The organism is Mycolicibacterium smegmatis (genome assembly GCF_001457595.1).
GTDB classification, from domain to species: Bacteria; Actinomycetota; Actinomycetes; order Mycobacteriales; family Mycobacteriaceae; genus Mycobacterium; species Mycobacterium smegmatis.
This window is the reverse complement of the sequence record NZ_LN831039.1, coordinates 5842791-5858846: the sequence shown is the minus strand read 5'-3', so window position 1 is coordinate 5858846 and position 16056 is coordinate 5842791. Positions and strand designations below refer to the sequence as shown.

19 protein-coding genes and 4 tRNA genes are annotated in these 16056 nt (G+C 66.5%); 14 read left to right on the top strand and 9 right to left on the bottom strand.

The window, feature by feature from the left end; translation table 11 throughout:
- Window positions 1–107 precede the first annotated feature (107 nt).
- Window positions 108–473, top strand: a complete 366-nt coding sequence (locus AT701_RS28260; protein ID WP_011730775.1) for a group I truncated hemoglobin — start codon at window positions 108–110, stop codon at window positions 471–473.
- A gap of 7 nt (window positions 474–480) precedes the next feature.
- Here the strand turns inward: AT701_RS28260 and AT701_RS28255 are convergent, their stop codons facing one another.
- From AT701_RS28255 to pdxR, 5 genes are all read right to left on the bottom strand, one after another.
- On the bottom strand, window positions 481–1080 hold the full coding sequence (locus AT701_RS28255; protein WP_011730774.1) for an HD domain-containing protein: 600 nt from the start codon (window positions 1078–1080) through the stop codon (window positions 481–483).
- An 11-nt stretch (window positions 1081–1091) separates the two neighbouring features.
- On the bottom strand, window positions 1092–1766 hold the full coding sequence (locus AT701_RS28250; RefSeq protein ID WP_011730773.1) for an alpha/beta hydrolase: 675 nt from the start codon (window positions 1764–1766) through the stop codon (window positions 1092–1094).
- A 1-nt stretch (window position 1767) separates the two neighbouring features.
- Window positions 1768–2691 carry an NADP-dependent oxidoreductase gene (locus tag AT701_RS28245; RefSeq protein WP_003897183.1) on the bottom strand — a complete coding sequence of 308 codons (924 nt, stop codon included), beginning with the start codon at window positions 2689–2691 and terminating at the stop codon, window positions 1768–1770.
- A 5-nt stretch (window positions 2692–2696) separates the two neighbouring features.
- The gene (locus tag AT701_RS28240; protein ID WP_058127022.1) at window positions 2697–3107 is read right to left on the bottom strand and encodes a cupin domain-containing protein; all 411 of its coding nucleotides are present in this window, start codon (window positions 3105–3107) and stop codon (window positions 2697–2699) included.
- Window positions 3108–3184: 77 nt separating this feature from the next.
- Window positions 3185–4576: a MocR-like pyridoxine biosynthesis transcription factor PdxR gene (pdxR, locus tag AT701_RS28235; protein WP_011730770.1), complete on the bottom strand. Its 1392-nt coding sequence runs from the start codon at window positions 4574–4576 to the stop codon at window positions 3185–3187.
- A 306-nt stretch (window positions 4577–4882) separates the two neighbouring features.
- On the opposite strand from pdxR, the gene AT701_RS28230 reads away from it, so the two are divergent.
- Entirely contained in the window at window positions 4883–6034 is a 1152-nt protein-coding gene (locus AT701_RS28230) for a PE-PPE domain-containing protein (protein ID WP_058127021.1), read from the top strand.
- Window positions 6035–6065: 31 nt separating this feature from the next.
- On the opposite strand, the gene AT701_RS28225 is transcribed toward AT701_RS28230, so the two are convergent.
- Window positions 6066–6138, bottom strand: a tRNA-Lys gene (locus tag AT701_RS28225).
- Between the two features lie 178 nt (window positions 6139–6316).
- On the opposite strand from AT701_RS28225, the gene AT701_RS28220 reads away from it, so the two are divergent.
- From AT701_RS28220 to AT701_RS28210, 3 genes are all read left to right on the top strand, one after another.
- Window positions 6317–6389 (top strand) — tRNA-Glu (locus tag AT701_RS28220).
- A 36-nt stretch (window positions 6390–6425) separates the two neighbouring features.
- Window positions 6426–6502 (top strand) — tRNA-Asp (locus tag AT701_RS28215).
- Between the two features lie 41 nt (window positions 6503–6543).
- Window positions 6544–6617: transfer RNA gene (locus tag AT701_RS28210), tRNA-Phe, on the top strand.
- Between the two features lie 131 nt (window positions 6618–6748).
- Here the strand turns inward: AT701_RS28210 and AT701_RS28205 are convergent.
- Complete coding sequence (locus tag AT701_RS28205; RefSeq protein ID WP_081319602.1) at window positions 6749–7963, bottom strand: tyrosine-type recombinase/integrase; 1215 nt, start codon at window positions 7961–7963, stop codon at window positions 6749–6751.
- Window positions 7964–8101: 138 nt separating this feature from the next.
- On the opposite strand from AT701_RS28205, the gene AT701_RS28200 reads away from it, so the two are divergent.
- Entirely contained in the window at window positions 8102–8605 is a 504-nt protein-coding gene (locus AT701_RS28200; RefSeq protein ID WP_014878443.1) for an SMI1/KNR4 family protein, read from the top strand.
- Here the strand turns inward: AT701_RS28200 and AT701_RS28195 are convergent.
- Complete coding sequence (locus tag AT701_RS28195) at window positions 8602–9171, bottom strand: metallophosphoesterase (RefSeq protein ID WP_011730766.1); 570 nt, start codon at window positions 9169–9171, stop codon at window positions 8602–8604. The genes AT701_RS28200 and AT701_RS28195 overlap by 4 nt on opposite strands.
- Before the next feature lie 1029 nt (window positions 9172–10200).
- Between AT701_RS28195 and AT701_RS28185 the strand changes: the two genes are divergently transcribed.
- The 4 genes from AT701_RS28185 (at window position 10201) to AT701_RS28160 (ending at window position 13093) form a co-directional block, all read left to right on the top strand.
- Window positions 10201–11520, top strand: coding sequence for an IS256 family transposase (locus AT701_RS28185; protein WP_011727856.1), 1320 nt, complete (start codon window positions 10201–10203; stop codon window positions 11518–11520).
- Between the two features lie 142 nt (window positions 11521–11662).
- On the top strand, window positions 11663–11902 hold the full coding sequence (locus tag AT701_RS35140) for a hypothetical protein (RefSeq protein WP_014878440.1): 240 nt from the start codon (window positions 11663–11665) through the stop codon (window positions 11900–11902).
- Window positions 11903–12077: 175 nt separating this feature from the next.
- Window positions 12078–12719, top strand: a complete 642-nt coding sequence (locus AT701_RS28165; RefSeq protein ID WP_011730762.1) for a hypothetical protein — start codon at window positions 12078–12080, stop codon at window positions 12717–12719.
- Window positions 12716–13093, top strand: coding sequence for a hypothetical protein (locus AT701_RS28160; RefSeq protein WP_223495818.1), 378 nt, complete (start codon window positions 12716–12718; stop codon window positions 13091–13093). Before AT701_RS28165 ends, AT701_RS28160 begins: the two co-directional genes overlap by 4 nt.
- On the opposite strand, the gene AT701_RS28155 is transcribed toward AT701_RS28160, so the two are convergent.
- Window positions 13066–14385: an IS256 family transposase gene (locus tag AT701_RS28155; protein WP_011727856.1), complete on the bottom strand. Its 1320-nt coding sequence runs from the start codon at window positions 14383–14385 to the stop codon at window positions 13066–13068. The two genes, AT701_RS28160 and AT701_RS28155, sit on opposite strands and share 28 nt — an antisense overlap.
- 148 nt (window positions 14386–14533) lie before the next feature.
- Between AT701_RS28155 and AT701_RS28150 the strand changes: the two genes are divergently transcribed.
- The 4 genes from AT701_RS28150 to AT701_RS28135 are packed head-to-tail and all read left to right on the top strand — an operon-like array spanning window position 14534 to window position 16056.
- Complete coding sequence (locus AT701_RS28150) at window positions 14534–14836, top strand: hypothetical protein (RefSeq protein WP_223495815.1); 303 nt, start codon at window positions 14534–14536, stop codon at window positions 14834–14836.
- A 28-nt stretch (window positions 14837–14864) separates the two neighbouring features.
- Window positions 14865–15569: a GvpL/GvpF family gas vesicle protein gene (locus AT701_RS28145; RefSeq protein ID WP_233031979.1), complete on the top strand. Its 705-nt coding sequence runs from the start codon at window positions 14865–14867 to the stop codon at window positions 15567–15569.
- The gene (locus AT701_RS28140; RefSeq protein ID WP_003897166.1) at window positions 15566–15766 is read left to right on the top strand and encodes a gas vesicle protein; all 201 of its coding nucleotides are present in this window, start codon (window positions 15566–15568) and stop codon (window positions 15764–15766) included. Before AT701_RS28145 ends, AT701_RS28140 begins: the two co-directional genes overlap by 4 nt.
- Window positions 15766–16056, top strand: coding sequence for a gas vesicle protein K (locus AT701_RS28135; protein ID WP_011730759.1), 291 nt, complete (start codon window positions 15766–15768; stop codon window positions 16054–16056). Before AT701_RS28140 ends, AT701_RS28135 begins: the two co-directional genes overlap by 1 nt.

Below are 16056 nucleotides of genomic sequence, written 5' to 3'. Positions count from 1 at the left end.
TCCTCACACGGTTTTCACAACGCACTCACAAGACATGTGAGCAGCACGTAGCGGACCCGGTACGCCTGGGCAATGGTGCGGCAACGGGGTTCTCCGACGCTGAACGCATGACGAGCATCTACGAGCAGATCGGCGGCGCGGAGGCACTCGAGGTCGTCGTCGAAGACTTCTACCGGCGCGTACTCGCCGACGACGAACTTGCCGGGTTCTTCACCGGCACCAACATGTCACGTCTCAAGGGCAGGCAGGTCGAGTTCTTCGCCACCGCCCTCGGGGGGCCCGACGAATACACCGGGGCGCCCATGCGTCAGGTCCACCAGGGCCGCGGTATCACGATGCACCACTTCGACCTCGTCGCCGGACACCTCGGCGACGCGTTGAGCGCCGCCGGTATGCCCGGCGCGACCACCTCCCAGATCATCGCCGCGATCGCCCCTCTCGCGCCGGAGATCGCCACGGCCCGCACGGCGTGAGGGTTGTTCACGCGTCGAGCGGATTGCCCTTGATGCGGCCCGCGCCGTTGGTGCGCAACGAGTGCGCCGCCGCGGACTGGGGCTTGCGCGCGGCCTGATCTGCGAAGCATGCGAGGAACTCGTCTCCGAACCCCAGCCGCGGGTACCGGGTGAGGATCTCCGCGCGCGTCGCGTCCGAGAACTCCTCGGCATGCCGGCCTGCCACATCCCAGCTCGTCGCGACCTGCAGCAGATGCGCTTCCGTGTCGTCGGTCGCCGCGACATCGTCGCGCATGTGCAACACGATGGTCTCGGCGACCCGCGCGGCCCGGGCGTCCGTCCACCCGGCCGCCACCCCGAACACCCACGCCAGCTGCCCGCCGGCCTCCTCGAATGCCATGCGGTGACTGTCGAACGGTTCGGTCAGGCTGATGTCGTGCAGCAGCGCCGCGACGTAGAACAACTCGTTGTCGAACGAGATGTCGTGCCGCACGGCGTATGCCGAACCCCACAGGTACGACCGCAGACAGTGGTTGAGCAGGGCGGGGGAGTAGAAGCGGGAGGCCACGCTGAACGCGGCTGTCGCCGTGGGTGACTGCGGGAACATCGGACGCAGGGTTGTGCTCATGTGCTTGTCCTTCAGGTGAGGTACCCGGCGACCAGAGCCGCCAGTTCGGCGGGCCGGGACAGGAACGGCGAGTGTGATGTGGGCATCCGGACGACGGTACCGGCGTTGCGCGCGAACACTTCCTGTCGCGCGGGCGGGATCGCGTTGTCGGCTTCGCAGACGATGTAGGTGCTCGGGATGACGTGCCATGCGGCGACGGTGAGTTGCTGGTTCATCGAGGCGTAGGACTGGTAACCGAGCCGCGCCATGGCGCGCCGGGCGGTGAGGTCGTCGACATCGTTGTAGAAGGTGTGCAGCGGGGTGTCGGCCCGAACATGGTTGTCCTGACGTGTGACCCACGGCATCAGCGCACCGTCGTTGGGCGACAGCAGGGACTGCCCGGGCTGCAGCTGGAACGATGCGAGATAGAGGATGCGGCGCACGTTGGTCGCGTACCGCAGTCCCTGTGTGGTGGGTATGCCGCCGTAGGAGTGCGCGAGGACCACGACAGGTCCGTCGATCGCCGCGGCCGCGGCGGCGATGACGGCGGAGTCGGTGTACATGTCCCCGAGCTTGGCCGGATCGACACCGCTGCTCGTCAACGCGACCGTGTGCACGTCGAACTCGGAAAGTTGTGCCACCAGGGCATCGAAGTGCTCGGGTCGGTGCCAGGCTCCGTGGACGACGAGCAGGGACGGCCGCATCATGTCAGGACTCCTCGATCACCCGGATGACCGACTTGCCGCGCGGACGCTGCGCCGGCGCGAACGCCTCCTTCGCGTCGGCGAGCGGGTAGACCGTTCCGACGCGTGGGCGCAACCGCCCGTCGCGCAGCCTTTGTTCGAGTTCGACCAGGCCCGCCCGGTCTGGTTCGACGACGAAGAACACTGCTCGTCCGTTGTCGGCCGGTATGCGTGGGGGTTCGACGATGCTCACGACGGAGCCCGTAGGGCGCACGAGAGCCGCTGAGCGGTAGAGGATCTGGCCGCCGATCACGTCGAGCACCAGGTCGACCTCGCCGACATCCTCGAGCCGGTCGTGTTCCAGGTCGACGAACGCTTCCGCGCCCACTTCCAGCACGTACTCGCGGTCGGCGGTACGGCCGCTGCCGATGACGTGCGCTCCGGCTTCCCTGGCGAGTTGCACCGCGATCGATCCCACTCCGCCTGCCGCACCGTGGATCAGGACGGTCTCACCCGGTGTGAGGTGACCGTGCGTGAACAGGCCCTGCCACGCGGTGAGCCCGGAGATCGGCAGTGCCGCGGCCGTGGTGTGGTCGATCGTGGCCGACAACGGTGCGAGGTTGCGTGCCTCGACGGCCACGTATTCGGCCAGCGTGCCGTTGCGGCACCAGTCGGTGAGGCCGAAAACCCGCTGCCCGACGGCCAGACCCGTGGTGCCGAAACCCAGTTCGGCGACCACACCGGACACCTCGTGGCCGGGAACCGACGGTGTCCGGTCGCGTCCGGCGCGGTCGGTCCAGGTGCCCGGCCAGTCGAGTTCGCCCGGTGTGAAGGCCGCCGTATGCACCGCGACGATGACGTCGTTCTCGGCGGCATGTGGATACGGCACCTCCGCGAGGGCCAGGCCGTCGATGCCCGCTGTGCGGTCTTTCGCGATGATCGCTCGCATCGTGCTCACCGCGCGAACTGCCGGGTGTCGGGGTGGCGCAACGCATCTCGCTCGACGATCTCCTCCGGGGTGAGCATGGTGATCATGTCGACACCTGGCGCACAGAGGCACACCGCGAGCACGCGGGTCCAGCTCTCGGCCTCGAGGTTTTTCATCTGGTAGTGGACCACATCACCGCCGGGTTCCCAGAATGCCTCGCCCGCAACGATTTCACGCGGCGCCTCGCCTTCGAGTTCGAACAGCATCCGGCCTTCGAGGACGTATCCGAAGACCGGCCCGGAATGCCGGTGCGGGTCAACGCCGTCGTCGGCCGGAGGGATCTCCACCAACTGTGTCATCGCATGAGCACCCTGCGCTATGGGTGGGGGAGTGGTGATCAGCAGATCGGAAACCTTGACATTGCCTGAATTCAACATGCCTCAACGCTAGGCGCGCAAAAGCGAGTATCTGGGTCCACTTCTGCGCCGCGTGCGGGGTCCAGTTGCGACGGCGCTCAGGGCAGCAGGCGCACCACCGCGTCGAGGGCCGCCGACCAAGCGCTCGGCGACGGCGCGGCGTAACTGAACACCAAACCGCTTCGCTCATTGTCGAATTCGGGATGGCGGTAGCGGTCGAGGCTCTCGACGCCGAGCCGTCGCCACGCGAGCTGATGGGCCAACGCGCTGGCGTTGGCTCCCGCGATCTCGAGCATCACGTGCAGGCCGGCCGGCAGCCCGGCCACCGTGGTGGCCGGTGATGCCGCGGTGACCGCGGCGACGAGTTGTTCACGGCGGCGCCGGTACTGCGCGCGCATGGTGCGGATATGCCGGTCGTACGAACCGGATTCGATGAACTCGGCCATCGTCAGTTGGTCGACGAAACCGGAGGTCTCCTCGGTCTCACCTTTCTGGCGCAGCACCGCGTCCACCAGACGGTCCGGCAGGACCAGCCAGCCCAGCCGCAGGCCGGGTGCCAGAGACTTGCTCGCCGTGCCCAGATAGATCACGTGCGCGGGGTCGACGCCGTGGAGCGCGCCGACGGGGCTGCGGTCGTAGCGGAACTCGCCGTCGTAGTCGTCCTCGATGATCATCCCGCCGGTGCGCCGCGCCCAGTCGATGACCGCGGCGCGGCGATCGGAGTGCAGCGGTACGCCGAGCGGGAACTGGTGGCTGGGGGTCAGCAGCACCGCGCCGACTTCGGGCATCGTGTTCAGCGCATTGATGTCGGCGCCGTCGGCGTCCACTGCCAGTGGGGGACAGCGCAGGCCGGCGCGGGCCAGGGCGGCCCGTTGCGTGGGCAGGCCGTACGCCTCGACTGCCGTTGCCGCGACGCCCATTTCCGCCAGTGCGCCTGCGACCAGGTTGAGGCCTTCGGCGGCCCCGCAGCACACCACGATGTTGCACGGGCGGGCCCGGACTCCGCGCGCCCGGGCGAGGTACTCGGCAAGTGCGCGCCGCAGTTCGGGGCGGCCCTGCGGCTCGGCGTAGCCGAACGCCTCGGACGGCGCGTTGGCGAGTGCGCGTTTGACCGCGCGACTCCACTCGGTGCGCGGGAACGAGGACAGGTCCGGATGGCCGGGCCGTAGGTCGTGGTCCAGGCGCCGGGGCGGCCGCGGACGCGCAGGCGGGGTGACCGACCGGACCGCCTCGGCCGCGCGCTGCGAGACCGTGGTGTGCGAACCGTGCTGGGAGGTCAGCCAGCCCTCCGCGATCAGCTCGGCATAGGCGCGCGCGACGGTGTTGCGGGCGACGCCGAGATCGGCGGCCAGTGCACGGCTCGACGGTAACCGGGTGCCCGAGACCAGCCGGCCCGAGCGGATCGCGTCGCGTACGGCGTCCATGAGGGCCTCGCGGGTCCTGCCGGCCGGGCGGTCCAGATGCAGATCCAGCCCAGCGATTCGGTCCATGGCGTCTCCTCGTCGTGATCTTAAGGAAACGCCGACCGGCTCACGCGGTATTGCACGCCGCATTGCGGTTGTGTGCTCTGGCCTTGCTGACGGCCGTGACTCCGGGATCCCATCCATCGAGACGCGACGTGAAGTGGCGATACCCGCAAATGGAAAATGATCCACTATCAAGCTGTGGCCTGCACAAACAACCGTGGTTGGGTGCGTTAGCGACAGATCGACTCTAGTCTCAGCAGGCATCACGGTGACGTCTCGTCGTTGCGGATGTGTTGCTGTGCGTCTTCGTAAACGAGAGGGGCTGCGGCGATGACTGTTGGGCCGGCGGTTGGAAAGCTGATCGCGGTCGGGTCGGTGATCGCCGCCGGGGCGATTGCCGTCGCGCCGGCCGTCGTCGCGGACACCGTTCTGACGGTCGGTGGGACCGGCTCGGCGCTGGTGGGCGATCAGGGGTCGTGGCGCCTGCCGTACACGCACGGCGCCCCGGAGGTGAACATCGTCTACCCCTCGTCGCCGGTGTTCATGGACTGGTCGGTGGCCCACGGCGCAGGCAGCTTGCACGCTGCGATCGTGTCCACACCGGAAGGCAAGACGACCGTCGGGATCTCACAGGGCGGTCTGGTGCTCGCGGAGGTGAAGCGGCGGCTGATGGCGCTGCCCGAGTCCGACCGGCCTGCGTCCGGTGAGCTGGTGTTCATCGGTGTAGGAGACCCGTCCAACCCGCAGGGCGGGCTGCTGCGGCACTTTCCCGAGGGCTTCCGGCTGCCCGGGTTCGGCGTGACCGTGGTCAAAACGCCTGAGACGCCGTGGAACACGATCTACATCACACGCGAGTACGACGGCTTCGCCGATTTCCCCGACCGCGTCCACAACCTCGTCGCTGTCGCAAATGCGTTGGTGGGCATCGTGTATGTGCACGCGCAACCGGGATACGCCTCCGTGGATCTCGACGCGGTGCCCGACCGTGACGTGACGGTCACCACGAACACACTCGGTGGAGTCACCACGTCGTACCTGGTGCGCACCGAACGGCTGCCGCTGCTGCAGCCGGCGCGTGACCTCGGGGTGCCGGAGAAGATCGTCAAGCACCTCGAGGCAGCGCTCAAGCCCGTCGTCGACGCCGGCTATGTGCGTAACGATCCGCCGCGCACGCCTGCACTCACGCATGAGCCGGCACCTGAGCCGGTGGCAGCATCGGTCGAGCCCGAGCCCGAGCCCGAGCGCAAACGGCACCTGCGCGTCGCCAGCCCCGGCCGCATCGCTGTCGGTGGGCCTGCCAAAGGCAGACATGCCCGAGTGGTCGAGGCTGAACTCCGGGATTCCCGAGACGATGAGCGCCCTGACGTGCGCACCCAGGCGTCAACGCCCGAGTCCGCGGCTCACGCCGGTGCCAAGTCCGACCCGCCCGGCGACAGCCCGTCGGACAACTCTGGGGCCGACGCCGAACGCGGCGATGAGTAGCGTTTGCGCACGACGGAAACGCTGTGATGAGTGCCCCCACCAGGGCTCGAACCTGGGACCTGCGGATTAAAAGTCCGTAGCTCTACCAACTGAGCTATAGGGGCGCGGAAAGAAGGATACTTGGTGTCTGCGGCGGTGTCTGCGGGCACCGTCGACTCGGCGCGCCGTAACCCCGTTTAGGCGGTCTGACCAGCCAATTTGAGGATTTGGGCCTTCGTACCCTAAGCTATCCAAGCTCCCAACGGAAACGTTGCGAACGCGCCCCGGAGAGATTCGGATTAGGCCCCCATCGTCTAGTGGCCTAGGACGCCGCCCTTTCACGGCGGTAGCACGGGTTCGAATCCCGTTGGGGGTACGCAACGCGGAAACGCGGAGCACGCAGGAAAAGCAAGGCCCTGTGGCGCAGTTGGTTAGCGCGCCGCCCTGTCACGGCGGAGGTCGCGGGTTCAAGTCCCGTCAGGGTCGCCAGCACGGCGAGGTATACGGTTCAGACCGAGCCGGTGCCTTCCGGCCAGGTAGCTCAGTTGGTACGAGCGTCCGCCTGAAAAGCGGAAGGTCGCCGGTTCGATCCCGGCCCTGGCCACTGAGAGAACCACCTGGTGACAGGTGGTTTTTCTGTATCTGGAGCACGTTGCTCGGAAGCCTGAATCTGACACATGTGACACATCGGATCGCTTATTCTTCGGGCGGCTCCCGAAAGTGACACGGCTTGTGTCACTTCGCTTCCTTCTTCTTCCCGGTCGTGATCGAGCCGAGCATGGCTGCGGCATCGGCGAGTGCGTCGTGGTTCGAGTGCGCGTAGGTCCGGAGCGTGAAGCCGGGATCTTGATGGCCGAGCCACGCCGCGATCACCACGGTCGGCACACCCGAGAGGTGCATCAAGGTCGCGCAGCTGTGTCGCGCATCATGCAGCCGAACGTGGGGGAGACCGGCGTTGGCGAGTGCCTTGCGCCACGCAGCGGTCAACGTGTCGGGATACGGCGCGACTCCGAACTCGTCCACGATGACGTAGCCGCTGTCGGTCCACTTCGATCCCAGCGCGAGCTTCTGTTCCTTCTGACGCTTCCGGACGCGGCGGAGCGCAGCGGTCAAGTCGTCGGGCATCGGGAGGGTGCGCACGCTGGTCTTCGTCTTCGGGGCTCCGGTCGTGGCGCCGCCCGCTGTGGCGAGCCGCGCGGCGGAGATGGCGAGGGTGCCGGCGTCGAAGTCGACCGCGTCCCACGTCAACGCGAGGATCTCGCCGCGGCGCAGGCCGAGAACCGCCAGCCGCCAGGCGATTCCGTAGCAATGCGAGTCGGTCACGGCGAGCAACTGGGTGACCTGCTCCGCGTTCAACGTGTTCATCGTCTTCTCGGTGTCGGTCGCGAGGGGCTTCACCAGGGCGGCGACATTCCGAACCACGACGCCTTGGTTCACAAGATCCTCGAAGATGCTCCGGGTGCGGGCCAGCATCGGGTTGATGCTGCTGGGCGCCCAGGGGGAGCGGACCTTCTTCGCGGCTTTCGTCAACTTGGTGGGGGCGTTCCAGGTGCCCATCTTCGACGTGCCCGCGCGCAGCGCCTGCACTACCTGTTCCAGGTCGTCCTTGGTGATGGACTGGACGGTGCGCTTCCCGAGGTGGTCGACGATCGGTCGAAGGCTCGTGATGTACGCGCTCATGGTCTTGGGTCTGATCCGCTGCCCGAGCAACCAGCTGTCCACGGCATCCTCGACAGTGAGCTCCGACGGCGCAACGTGCACGCCGCGGCCGCGGTCACCGGCGATGGCCGTGTAGTGGTCGACAGCCTCCTTCAACGTCTTGAACCGCTTGCGCTTCTGCCTCCGTTTGCCGTCAGCGCCGGTGACCTCGGGTCGCACTTCGTAGCGGCGGCCGCTGTCCAGATCGATGACCTTCACGTAGTCGGGTATCCGTGCCATGCGCTGAAGCATCCCAGGCGATTCCAGCGTCCGACGTGTGCTCTGCGCGACACGCCGAGCATTCACGTGCAGTAGATGCGGTCGCCGCTACCGCCTACGCATGTGTTTGCCAGCTCGGCGGAGGCCCCCACCTACCCTTAGCCTGACGCAGTGGACCCAGCACACGTTTGGAAAGTGCCGCCCTACGAGAACTATGTGCAGCCGCCGTTGACCGATGAGCTGCTCGACGCGACCGAACAACGACTGGGTGTGCGCCTGCCCGAATCCCTCGTCGCCCTGCTCCGTCGCCAGAACGGTGGCTATCTCCAGGTCGGCTTCCCCGAGGACCGGGACTACAACACGACCCACGACATCATCCGCGGCATCGGAACGAGGTTCCCGCGCCTCGAGAAGGACGCGTGGTGGCACGACGACGAGGACTTCGAACCCAGGCCGTCCGACGCGGAGTGGCTCGTCCCCTTCGACGGAGACGGGCACTGGGATCTGTGTCTCGACTATCGGCGGTCAACGACGGACCCGACGGGGCTCCGAACCAACCCGGCCGTCGTCGTGATCGACACCGAGGAGCGCGAGCCCGACGTCGAGTCGTTCGTCGCCGCGTCGTTCGACGAGTACCTCGCCCAGCTGGTGCCGACAGACAACAGTGAGTCCTAGCGCAGCTGCATCTCCGCGGTGATCTCCTCGGCCGATGCCGGCCGGAGATCCCACGCTTCCAGCGAGACGCAGATCGACCGCTTCCCCGACCGCCGCTCGCCCGAGTGCGTGTGGCCGTGGATCAGCCACATGCCGAGGTCGGGAAGCTGGTACTGGTCGAAGCTCTTGCGGGAGAACCGGTCCGGTGTGCCCGCGTACGGGAAGTGCGAGAGCATCACGCCCTCGCCGCCCACCTTCGTCCGCGCTACCTGCTGCACGCTCGCGAACACCACCGCGTAGTCGGCGAAGTGCTTCTGTGCGTTCCGGTACATCGGGCTCACGGGATCGTGGTTGCCGGTCACCAGGTGCATCGGCACGTGCAGCGTGCTCAGCTGCGCCAGAGCTGATTCCATGCTGGCTACGCCGCCCGAGCAGATGTCGCCCAGCACCCACAGCTCGTCGGTCTCAGGGGACAGACGGTACAGCTGCGCCATGACCGCGGCGTCGTGTGACGCGACGGTGTCGAACCCGCGCAGCCGCGCGAGCTTCGGGTGCGCCAGGTGCAAGTCGGCGGTGAAGTACTCCACGGGCGGCGAGAGTACGCGTGCACAGGGACAGGCGAAATCGAGTTTCCTGTCCCCGGTCGCGGCTACCGTCTGCGCCGTGGCGTGGGCCGAGGTGGCGCCGGAGCGGTGCGAGGCGTGCGGCGTGGAGCACGAGCCGGGGCAGACTCTTGTCGGTTGGGAGCCCGGCACTCGCTCGCGTACGTACTGCTGCAGCAGCTGCGGGCACACCACGCGGGTGCCGGCGAGTCAGGTCAAGCTGCGACAGGTACCCGACCGACCGTGGCGACGGCGACGGAAGTAGTTGTGGCGCGGGGTACTACGGATCCGGTGTAGCCGCACCGCCACCACCGATTCGAAACGGGGGCGTGACGCATCCGGCAGCTGTGACCTCACTGTTTCTTGCAAGCCTGTGAGTTTTCTGGAAGCGAACCGAACGTTCGGCCGCGGGAATGGTCCCGTGGCCCGGGGCCAAGATCCTCGGCGAGGGGATCGAGCACGGACTCGACGCCCTCGGCGCTGCGGGTCGACACGTCGACGACGCCCCGACTCCTCATGTCGACGCACCCTCCGCGGGGCACGCTGGACATCCCGATTCGCACGCAGAGCACCACGCTGGCGGGGACGCTGTTGGCGATTCACCCGCGGTGGGGGACTACGCCCCTCACGCAGGAGATGCGCTAGTCAACGCGGGTGAAGCCGTTATCGATCCAAGGAAGTTTGAGGCCTACTCGATGGACCCCTCAAACGTCAACAACGGCGGAAAGTGGCAAGCCTGGCAGCAGATCGGTTACGACGTCGACAGTGAGGTGGGAAGGCAGTCAGCAGCTAGCGACGTCGTGGCGCAGATACAGTCACAGCTGGGCAGCACACCCGCCGAGGCGCTTCCCGCAACGAAGTGGGGTGACCGGTTTCAAGGAGCAATGATCAATACCTGTGGATGAGCCTCGGTGTGGGGGCGTGAAGATGGGCGCACCTTCCCGGGGATGATCTTCACGGAATCAGGTATTCGATCAAGACCGGCGTTGGCGCGCTGGTTGGGAAGGTACGCCCATGCTCACCGTAGTTCACGACACCGAGGACGCCAACGACAAGGCCAGCGGTGCTGGTCGGTCGTTGTTGGATGAGATCGTCCGCGACGGGGCCCGGCAGATGCTGGCCGCGGCGTTGCAGGCCGAGGTCGCCGCCTACGTGGCGCAGTTCGCCGATCAACTCGACGAGAACGGTCACCGGTTGGTGGTGCGAAACGGCTATCACCAGCCCCGGGAGGTGCTGACCGCCGCCGGCGCGGTGCAGGTGAAAGCGCCGCGGGTCAACGACCGCCGTGTCGACCCCGACACCGGTGAACGCAAGCGGTTCTCCTCGGCGATCCTGCCGGCCTGGGCGCGCAAGTCGCCGCAGATGAGCGAGGTACTGCCGCTGCTGTACCTGCACGGCCTGTCGAGCAACGATTTCACCCCTGCCCTCGAGCAGTTCCTCGGCTCCGGCGCTGGGCTGTCGGCCAGCACGATCACCCGGCTCACGGCGCAGTGGCAAGACGAGGCCCGCGCGTTTGGGGCCCGCGACCTCTCGGCCACTGATTACGTGTATCTGTGGGTCGACGGCATTCACCTCAAGGTGCGGCTGGACCAGGAAAAGCTCTGTCTGCTGGTGATGCTGGGCGTGCGTGCTGATGGCCGCAAGGAGCTCGTGGCGATCACCGACGGCTACCGCGAGTCGGCCGAGTCGTGGGCCGATCTGTTGCGCGACTGCAAGCGCCGCGGCATGACCGCCCCCGTACTCGCGATCGGCGATGGCGCGCTCGGGTTCTGGAAAGCAGTCCGCGAGGTTTTCCCGGCCACCAAAGAGCAGCGGTGCTGGTTTCATAAGCAGGCCAATGTTCTTGCTGCACTGCCGAAATCAGCGCACCCGTCGGCGCTGGCGGCGATCAAGGAGATCTACAACGCCGAGGATATCGACAAGGCCCAGATCGCGGTCAAGGCCTTCGAGGCCGACTTCGGCGCGAAGTATCCCAAGGCGGTCGCTAAGATCACCGACGACCTCGATGTGCTGCTGGAATTCTACAAGTATCCGGCCGAACATTGGATTCATCTGCGAACGACGAATCCGATCGAATCCACCTTTGCCACAGTGCGTTTGAGGACCAAGGTCACCAAGGGGCCCGGATCACGAGCGGCCGGACTAGCGATGGCCTACAAGCTCATCGACGCCGCCGCGGCCCGCTGGCGTGCCGTCAACGCCCCACACCTGGTCGCCCTGGTCCGCGCCGGCGCGGTCTTCCATAAAGGCAGACTGCTCGAACGACCCACCGACATCACCCCGCCAACATCGCCCTCAGACGGCGGTCAGCACGCCGGAACGGAGGTCGCCTGAAACACCCCGATCCACAGGTATTGACAATTCCTCGGTTTCAAGTGAATGTCCCCATCAGCGGGCCATCGGGTGATGGAACACTCGTCACCGTATGGCAAGTCGAGAACGGAGTGCCACGCATGATCACAAACTTCCTGAAGGTGTGGAAGTGATGAAGGCCAGAGTCAACGACAGCGTCGAACTTCTGGTGGACGTGCCCGGCGAAACGCAGTCTTGGCAGATTCCGAAAGGGACACGCGGGGTGGTCGTAGAGGTATTTCAGCACCCCGTGGAGGGTTACGCAGTCGACGTCAGCCTGCCGGATGCGTCCTCGTCCACTAAATTCCGGTACGACAACGTGATGCTCGAACCTGATCAGTTCATCGTGGTCCGGTCAGCGTGACAATGCTCGGCGGAGTCGATCGTCGTAGCGGTGGTCCACGGCGTGATCTGGGCGGTGTCGGTGATGCGCGAGCCACGCCCGCCGCTCGAAGACGACGAAGACGGCGAGTGGCGACCCGGTTCTCCACGCGCAAGGACATGTCGACGTTCTCTCACCAGTTGGACTGATTACCGCGATGGACTTCTCATTCCATCCGCCCACACGGCCAGATGCCCAGTGGCGACCCGGCCTGGTCGGCGGCACCTTCGCCGACCGCGGCCTGTGTGGGTGCTCCATGAACCGCGGCCTGCTCCGGTTCCACGACGCCGACTCCGCGCCCGCAGCGCAAGTAGCTGTCGATGCGATGTGCGGTGCGCGAGGACTCGCCGCCGAGGTGTTCGCGTTCGACTGGCTGGCACGGCAGTTCGCCGTGACGACTCGGCTCACGGTCGAGGGGGCGTCTGACAGCAGCCAAACGTTGCGCACCGTGGTGGTTCTCGATCCTTTCGACGGCTCGGTCACGCCGTGGGTGGACGTGGAGTCGTTCGAGGGCGCGCTGAGCGTTCCGATCGCGCATGACTTCTTGCTGCCCGACCTGTTCCGCGAATGGATGGAAGCTGCGGGCATCGACCAGCTGGCGTTCGACTCGTGCGCGGGAGCAACTGTGCCGGGCTTCTACGGCGGCAAGCGGGAGGTCGGAAACCTCACCCTCGACTCCGTCGAGGTGTACCTGTCGTTCGCACAACAGCTCTGGGAACACGGGCAGAAGAACGGGCCAGGCTCGCCACCGCCTCACCTCGTTGCGGCCAAGAGACAGTCAAAGGGAGACAGACCGTGACCGAATCGCCCCACCCCACCGGGGTAGGTCACATTCAGGACGATTCAGATCAAGCTGTGTCGTTCGACGGCGTCCGGACAGTGCTCACGCCTGATCACCAAGCGCGGCTGGCGGTCATGCGGGCGATTGACCTCGAAGCAGCTCAAGTCGCCGTTCCAGGCCCCGTCGTGACCGGGCCGGCATGGGCGGGACGGGGACTGCGGCTTCCGGCACCACCAGATCCGGAGCATGCCGCCGAACTCGCCCAGCGGGCCGTTGATGCCGCCCGCAACGTGTCCGGCATCGAACTCGGCTACGCCCCGGCCTCACTGAGGAGGAATTGTCAATACCTGTGGATCGGGGTGTTTCAGGCGACCTCCGTTCCGGCGTGCTGACCGCCGTCTGAGGGCGATGTTGGCGGGGTGATGTCGGTGGGTCGTTCGAGCAGTCTGCCTTTATGGAAGACCGCGCCGGCGCGGACCAGGGCGACCAGGTGTGGGGCGTTGACGGCACGCCAGCGGGCCGCGGCGGCGTCGATGAGCTTGTAGGCCATCGCTAGTCCGGCCGCTCGTGATCCGGGCCCCTTGGTGACCTTGGTCCTCAAACGCACTGTGGCAAAGGTGGATTCGATCGGATTCGTCGTTCGCAGATGAATCCAATGTTCGGCCGGATACTTGTAGAATTCCAGCAGCACATCGAGGTCGTCGGTGATCTTAGCGACCGCCTTGGGATACTTCGCGCCGAAGTCGGCCTCGAAGGCCTTGACCGCGATCTGGGCCTTGTCGATATCCTCGGCGTTGTAGATCTCCTTGATCGCCGCCAGCGCCGACGGGTGCGCTGATTTCGGCAGTGCAGCAAGAACATTGGCCTGCTTATGAAACCAGCACCGCTGCTCTTTGGTGGCCGGGAAAACCTCGCGGACTGCTTTCCAGAACCCGAGCGCGCCATCGCCGATCGCGAGTACGGGGGCGGTCATGCCGCGGCGCTTGCAGTCGCGCAACAGATCGGCCCACGACTCGGCCGACTCGCGGTAGCCGTCGGTGATCGCCACGAGCTCCTTGCGGCCATCAGCACGCACGCCCAGCATCACCAGCAGACAGAGCTTTTCCTGGTCCAGCCGCACCTTGAGGTGAATGCCGTCGACCCACAGATACACGTAATCAGTGGCCGAGAGGTCGCGGGCCCCAAACGCGCGGGCCTCGTCTTGCCACTGCGCCGTGAGCCGGGTGATCGTGCTGGCCGACAGCCCAGCGCCGGAGCCGAGGAACTGCTCGAGGGCAGGGGTGAAATCGTTGCTCGACAGGCCGTGCAGGTACAGCAGCGGCAGTACCTCGCTCATCTGCGGCGACTTGCGCGCCCAGGCCGGCAGGATCGCCGAGGAGAACCGCTTGCGTTCACCGGTGTCGGGGTCGACACGGCGGTCGTTGACCCGCGGCGCTTTCACCTGCACCGCGCCGGCGGCGGTCAGCACCTCCCGGGGCTGGTGATAGCCGTTTCGCACCACCAACCGGTGACCGTTCTCGTCGAGTTGATCGGCGAACTGCGCCACGTAGGCGGCGACCTCGGCCTGCAACGCCGCGGCCAGCATCTGCCGGGCCCCGTCGCGGACGATCTCATCCAACAACGACCGACCAGCACCGCTGGCCTTGTCGTTGGCGTCCTCGGTGTCGTGAACTACGGTGAGCATGGGCGTACCTTCCCAACCAGCGCGCCAACGCCGGTCTTGATCGAATACCTGATTCCGTGAAGATCATCCCCGGGAAGGTGCGCCCATCTTCACGCCCCCACACCGAGGCTCATCCACAGGTATTGATCATTGCTCCTCACTGAGTCTCGTGGACGGAATCCTGGAAGAGTTACGGGAGCCGGGTTCCGACGCGGTGGCCGAGACCATCTTCGCGTTCGGCTGCTACGTCGGCGAGGTGCTCGTCCGCAACGCCGGCTACGAATGGGTCGACACCCCACCCGATCTCGTTCGCAACATGGGTCCGCTCACCAACTATCGCGCGTCCACTGCGACACATGCGAACCCCATCGGGAAAGCGTTCAAGCGCGTCGACAACGGCGACACCGACAGTGTCGCCTACTTCTACCGAGTGTTCACCATGGACACCGAACCTGGACGTCGGGGAGTCTGAACGCACCGACGCCGACATGGTCGGCGGCATGGTCGGGGTCGATGACGCACAGGTGCGTACCGTCGTCGAGGGACCGCTGGCCGCGATCGTCGCGTCCGTGGACCGCGAGCGGTTCAGCGAACAGGCCATCCGGGCCCACCTGGAGGACCTGGGCTGGCTCGAGAAGCTGGCCCGCGCGCACCACGAGGTGGTCGACCGTGCCGCACAGGCACATTCGATCGCGCCGGTGCGGATGGCGACGGTCTACCACTCAGACTCAGGTGTGCACGAACTCCTCCGTGAACGTCGTGACGAACTGGCCGAGACGCTCGACCGGATCCGCGGTCGCACGGAGTGGGGAGTCAAAGGCTACGCCGCTCCCGCTCCCGCTCCCGAGGCCGCGGAGACGGATTCACCGGACACCCCGTCGGACAGGCCCGGTACGTCGTACCTGATGCGTCGCCGGACCGAACGTGCCCGCGTCGCACAACGTCGTGAGCACGTGGCCGAGGCGGCCGACGAACTCCACCACGAGTTGGCCGGGCTCGCCGCCGACCACCGGCTGTATCCACCACAGGATCCCCGGCTCACCGGTCGCAGCGACGAAATGGTGCTCAACGCCGCCTATCTCGTGGACGACGACGGCGCCGTACGGCTGGCGCAGCGGGTCGACGCGGCGAACGGCGACCACCTGCGTCTGGAGATCACGGGCCCGTGGGCGCCCTACTCGTTCACGAGCCTGGGGCAGCCATGACGGTCGAGAGCATCCACGCGCCGAGGACCGATGACGTCGCGCTGGTCGACCTGCTCGACCGTCTGCTGGCAGGCGGCGTGGTGATCGCGGGTGATCTGACGATCAGCCTCGCCGACGTCGACCTGGTGCACATCTCGCTGCGGGCGCTGATCAGTTCGGTGGGCACCCTGATGGAACCCGTGACAGAGCCACGCTGATGGAGAAGAAGAGCGGCCGTATCGAGATGGATCCCGAGGACGTCGGGCGGGACCTGGGCCGTTTGGTGCTCACGATCGTCGAACTGCTGCGACAGTTGATGGAACGTCAGGCGCTACGTCGCGTGGACGTCGGTGACCTGTCCGACGACACCGTCGAACGATTGGGGGTCGGACTCATGCGGCTCGAGGAGGCCATGGAGGAGCTGCGCGAGTATTTCGGGCTGCGACCAGAGGACCTCAACATCGACCTGGGGCCGCTGGGTCCGCTGCTGCCGCGCGAACACGGTTGA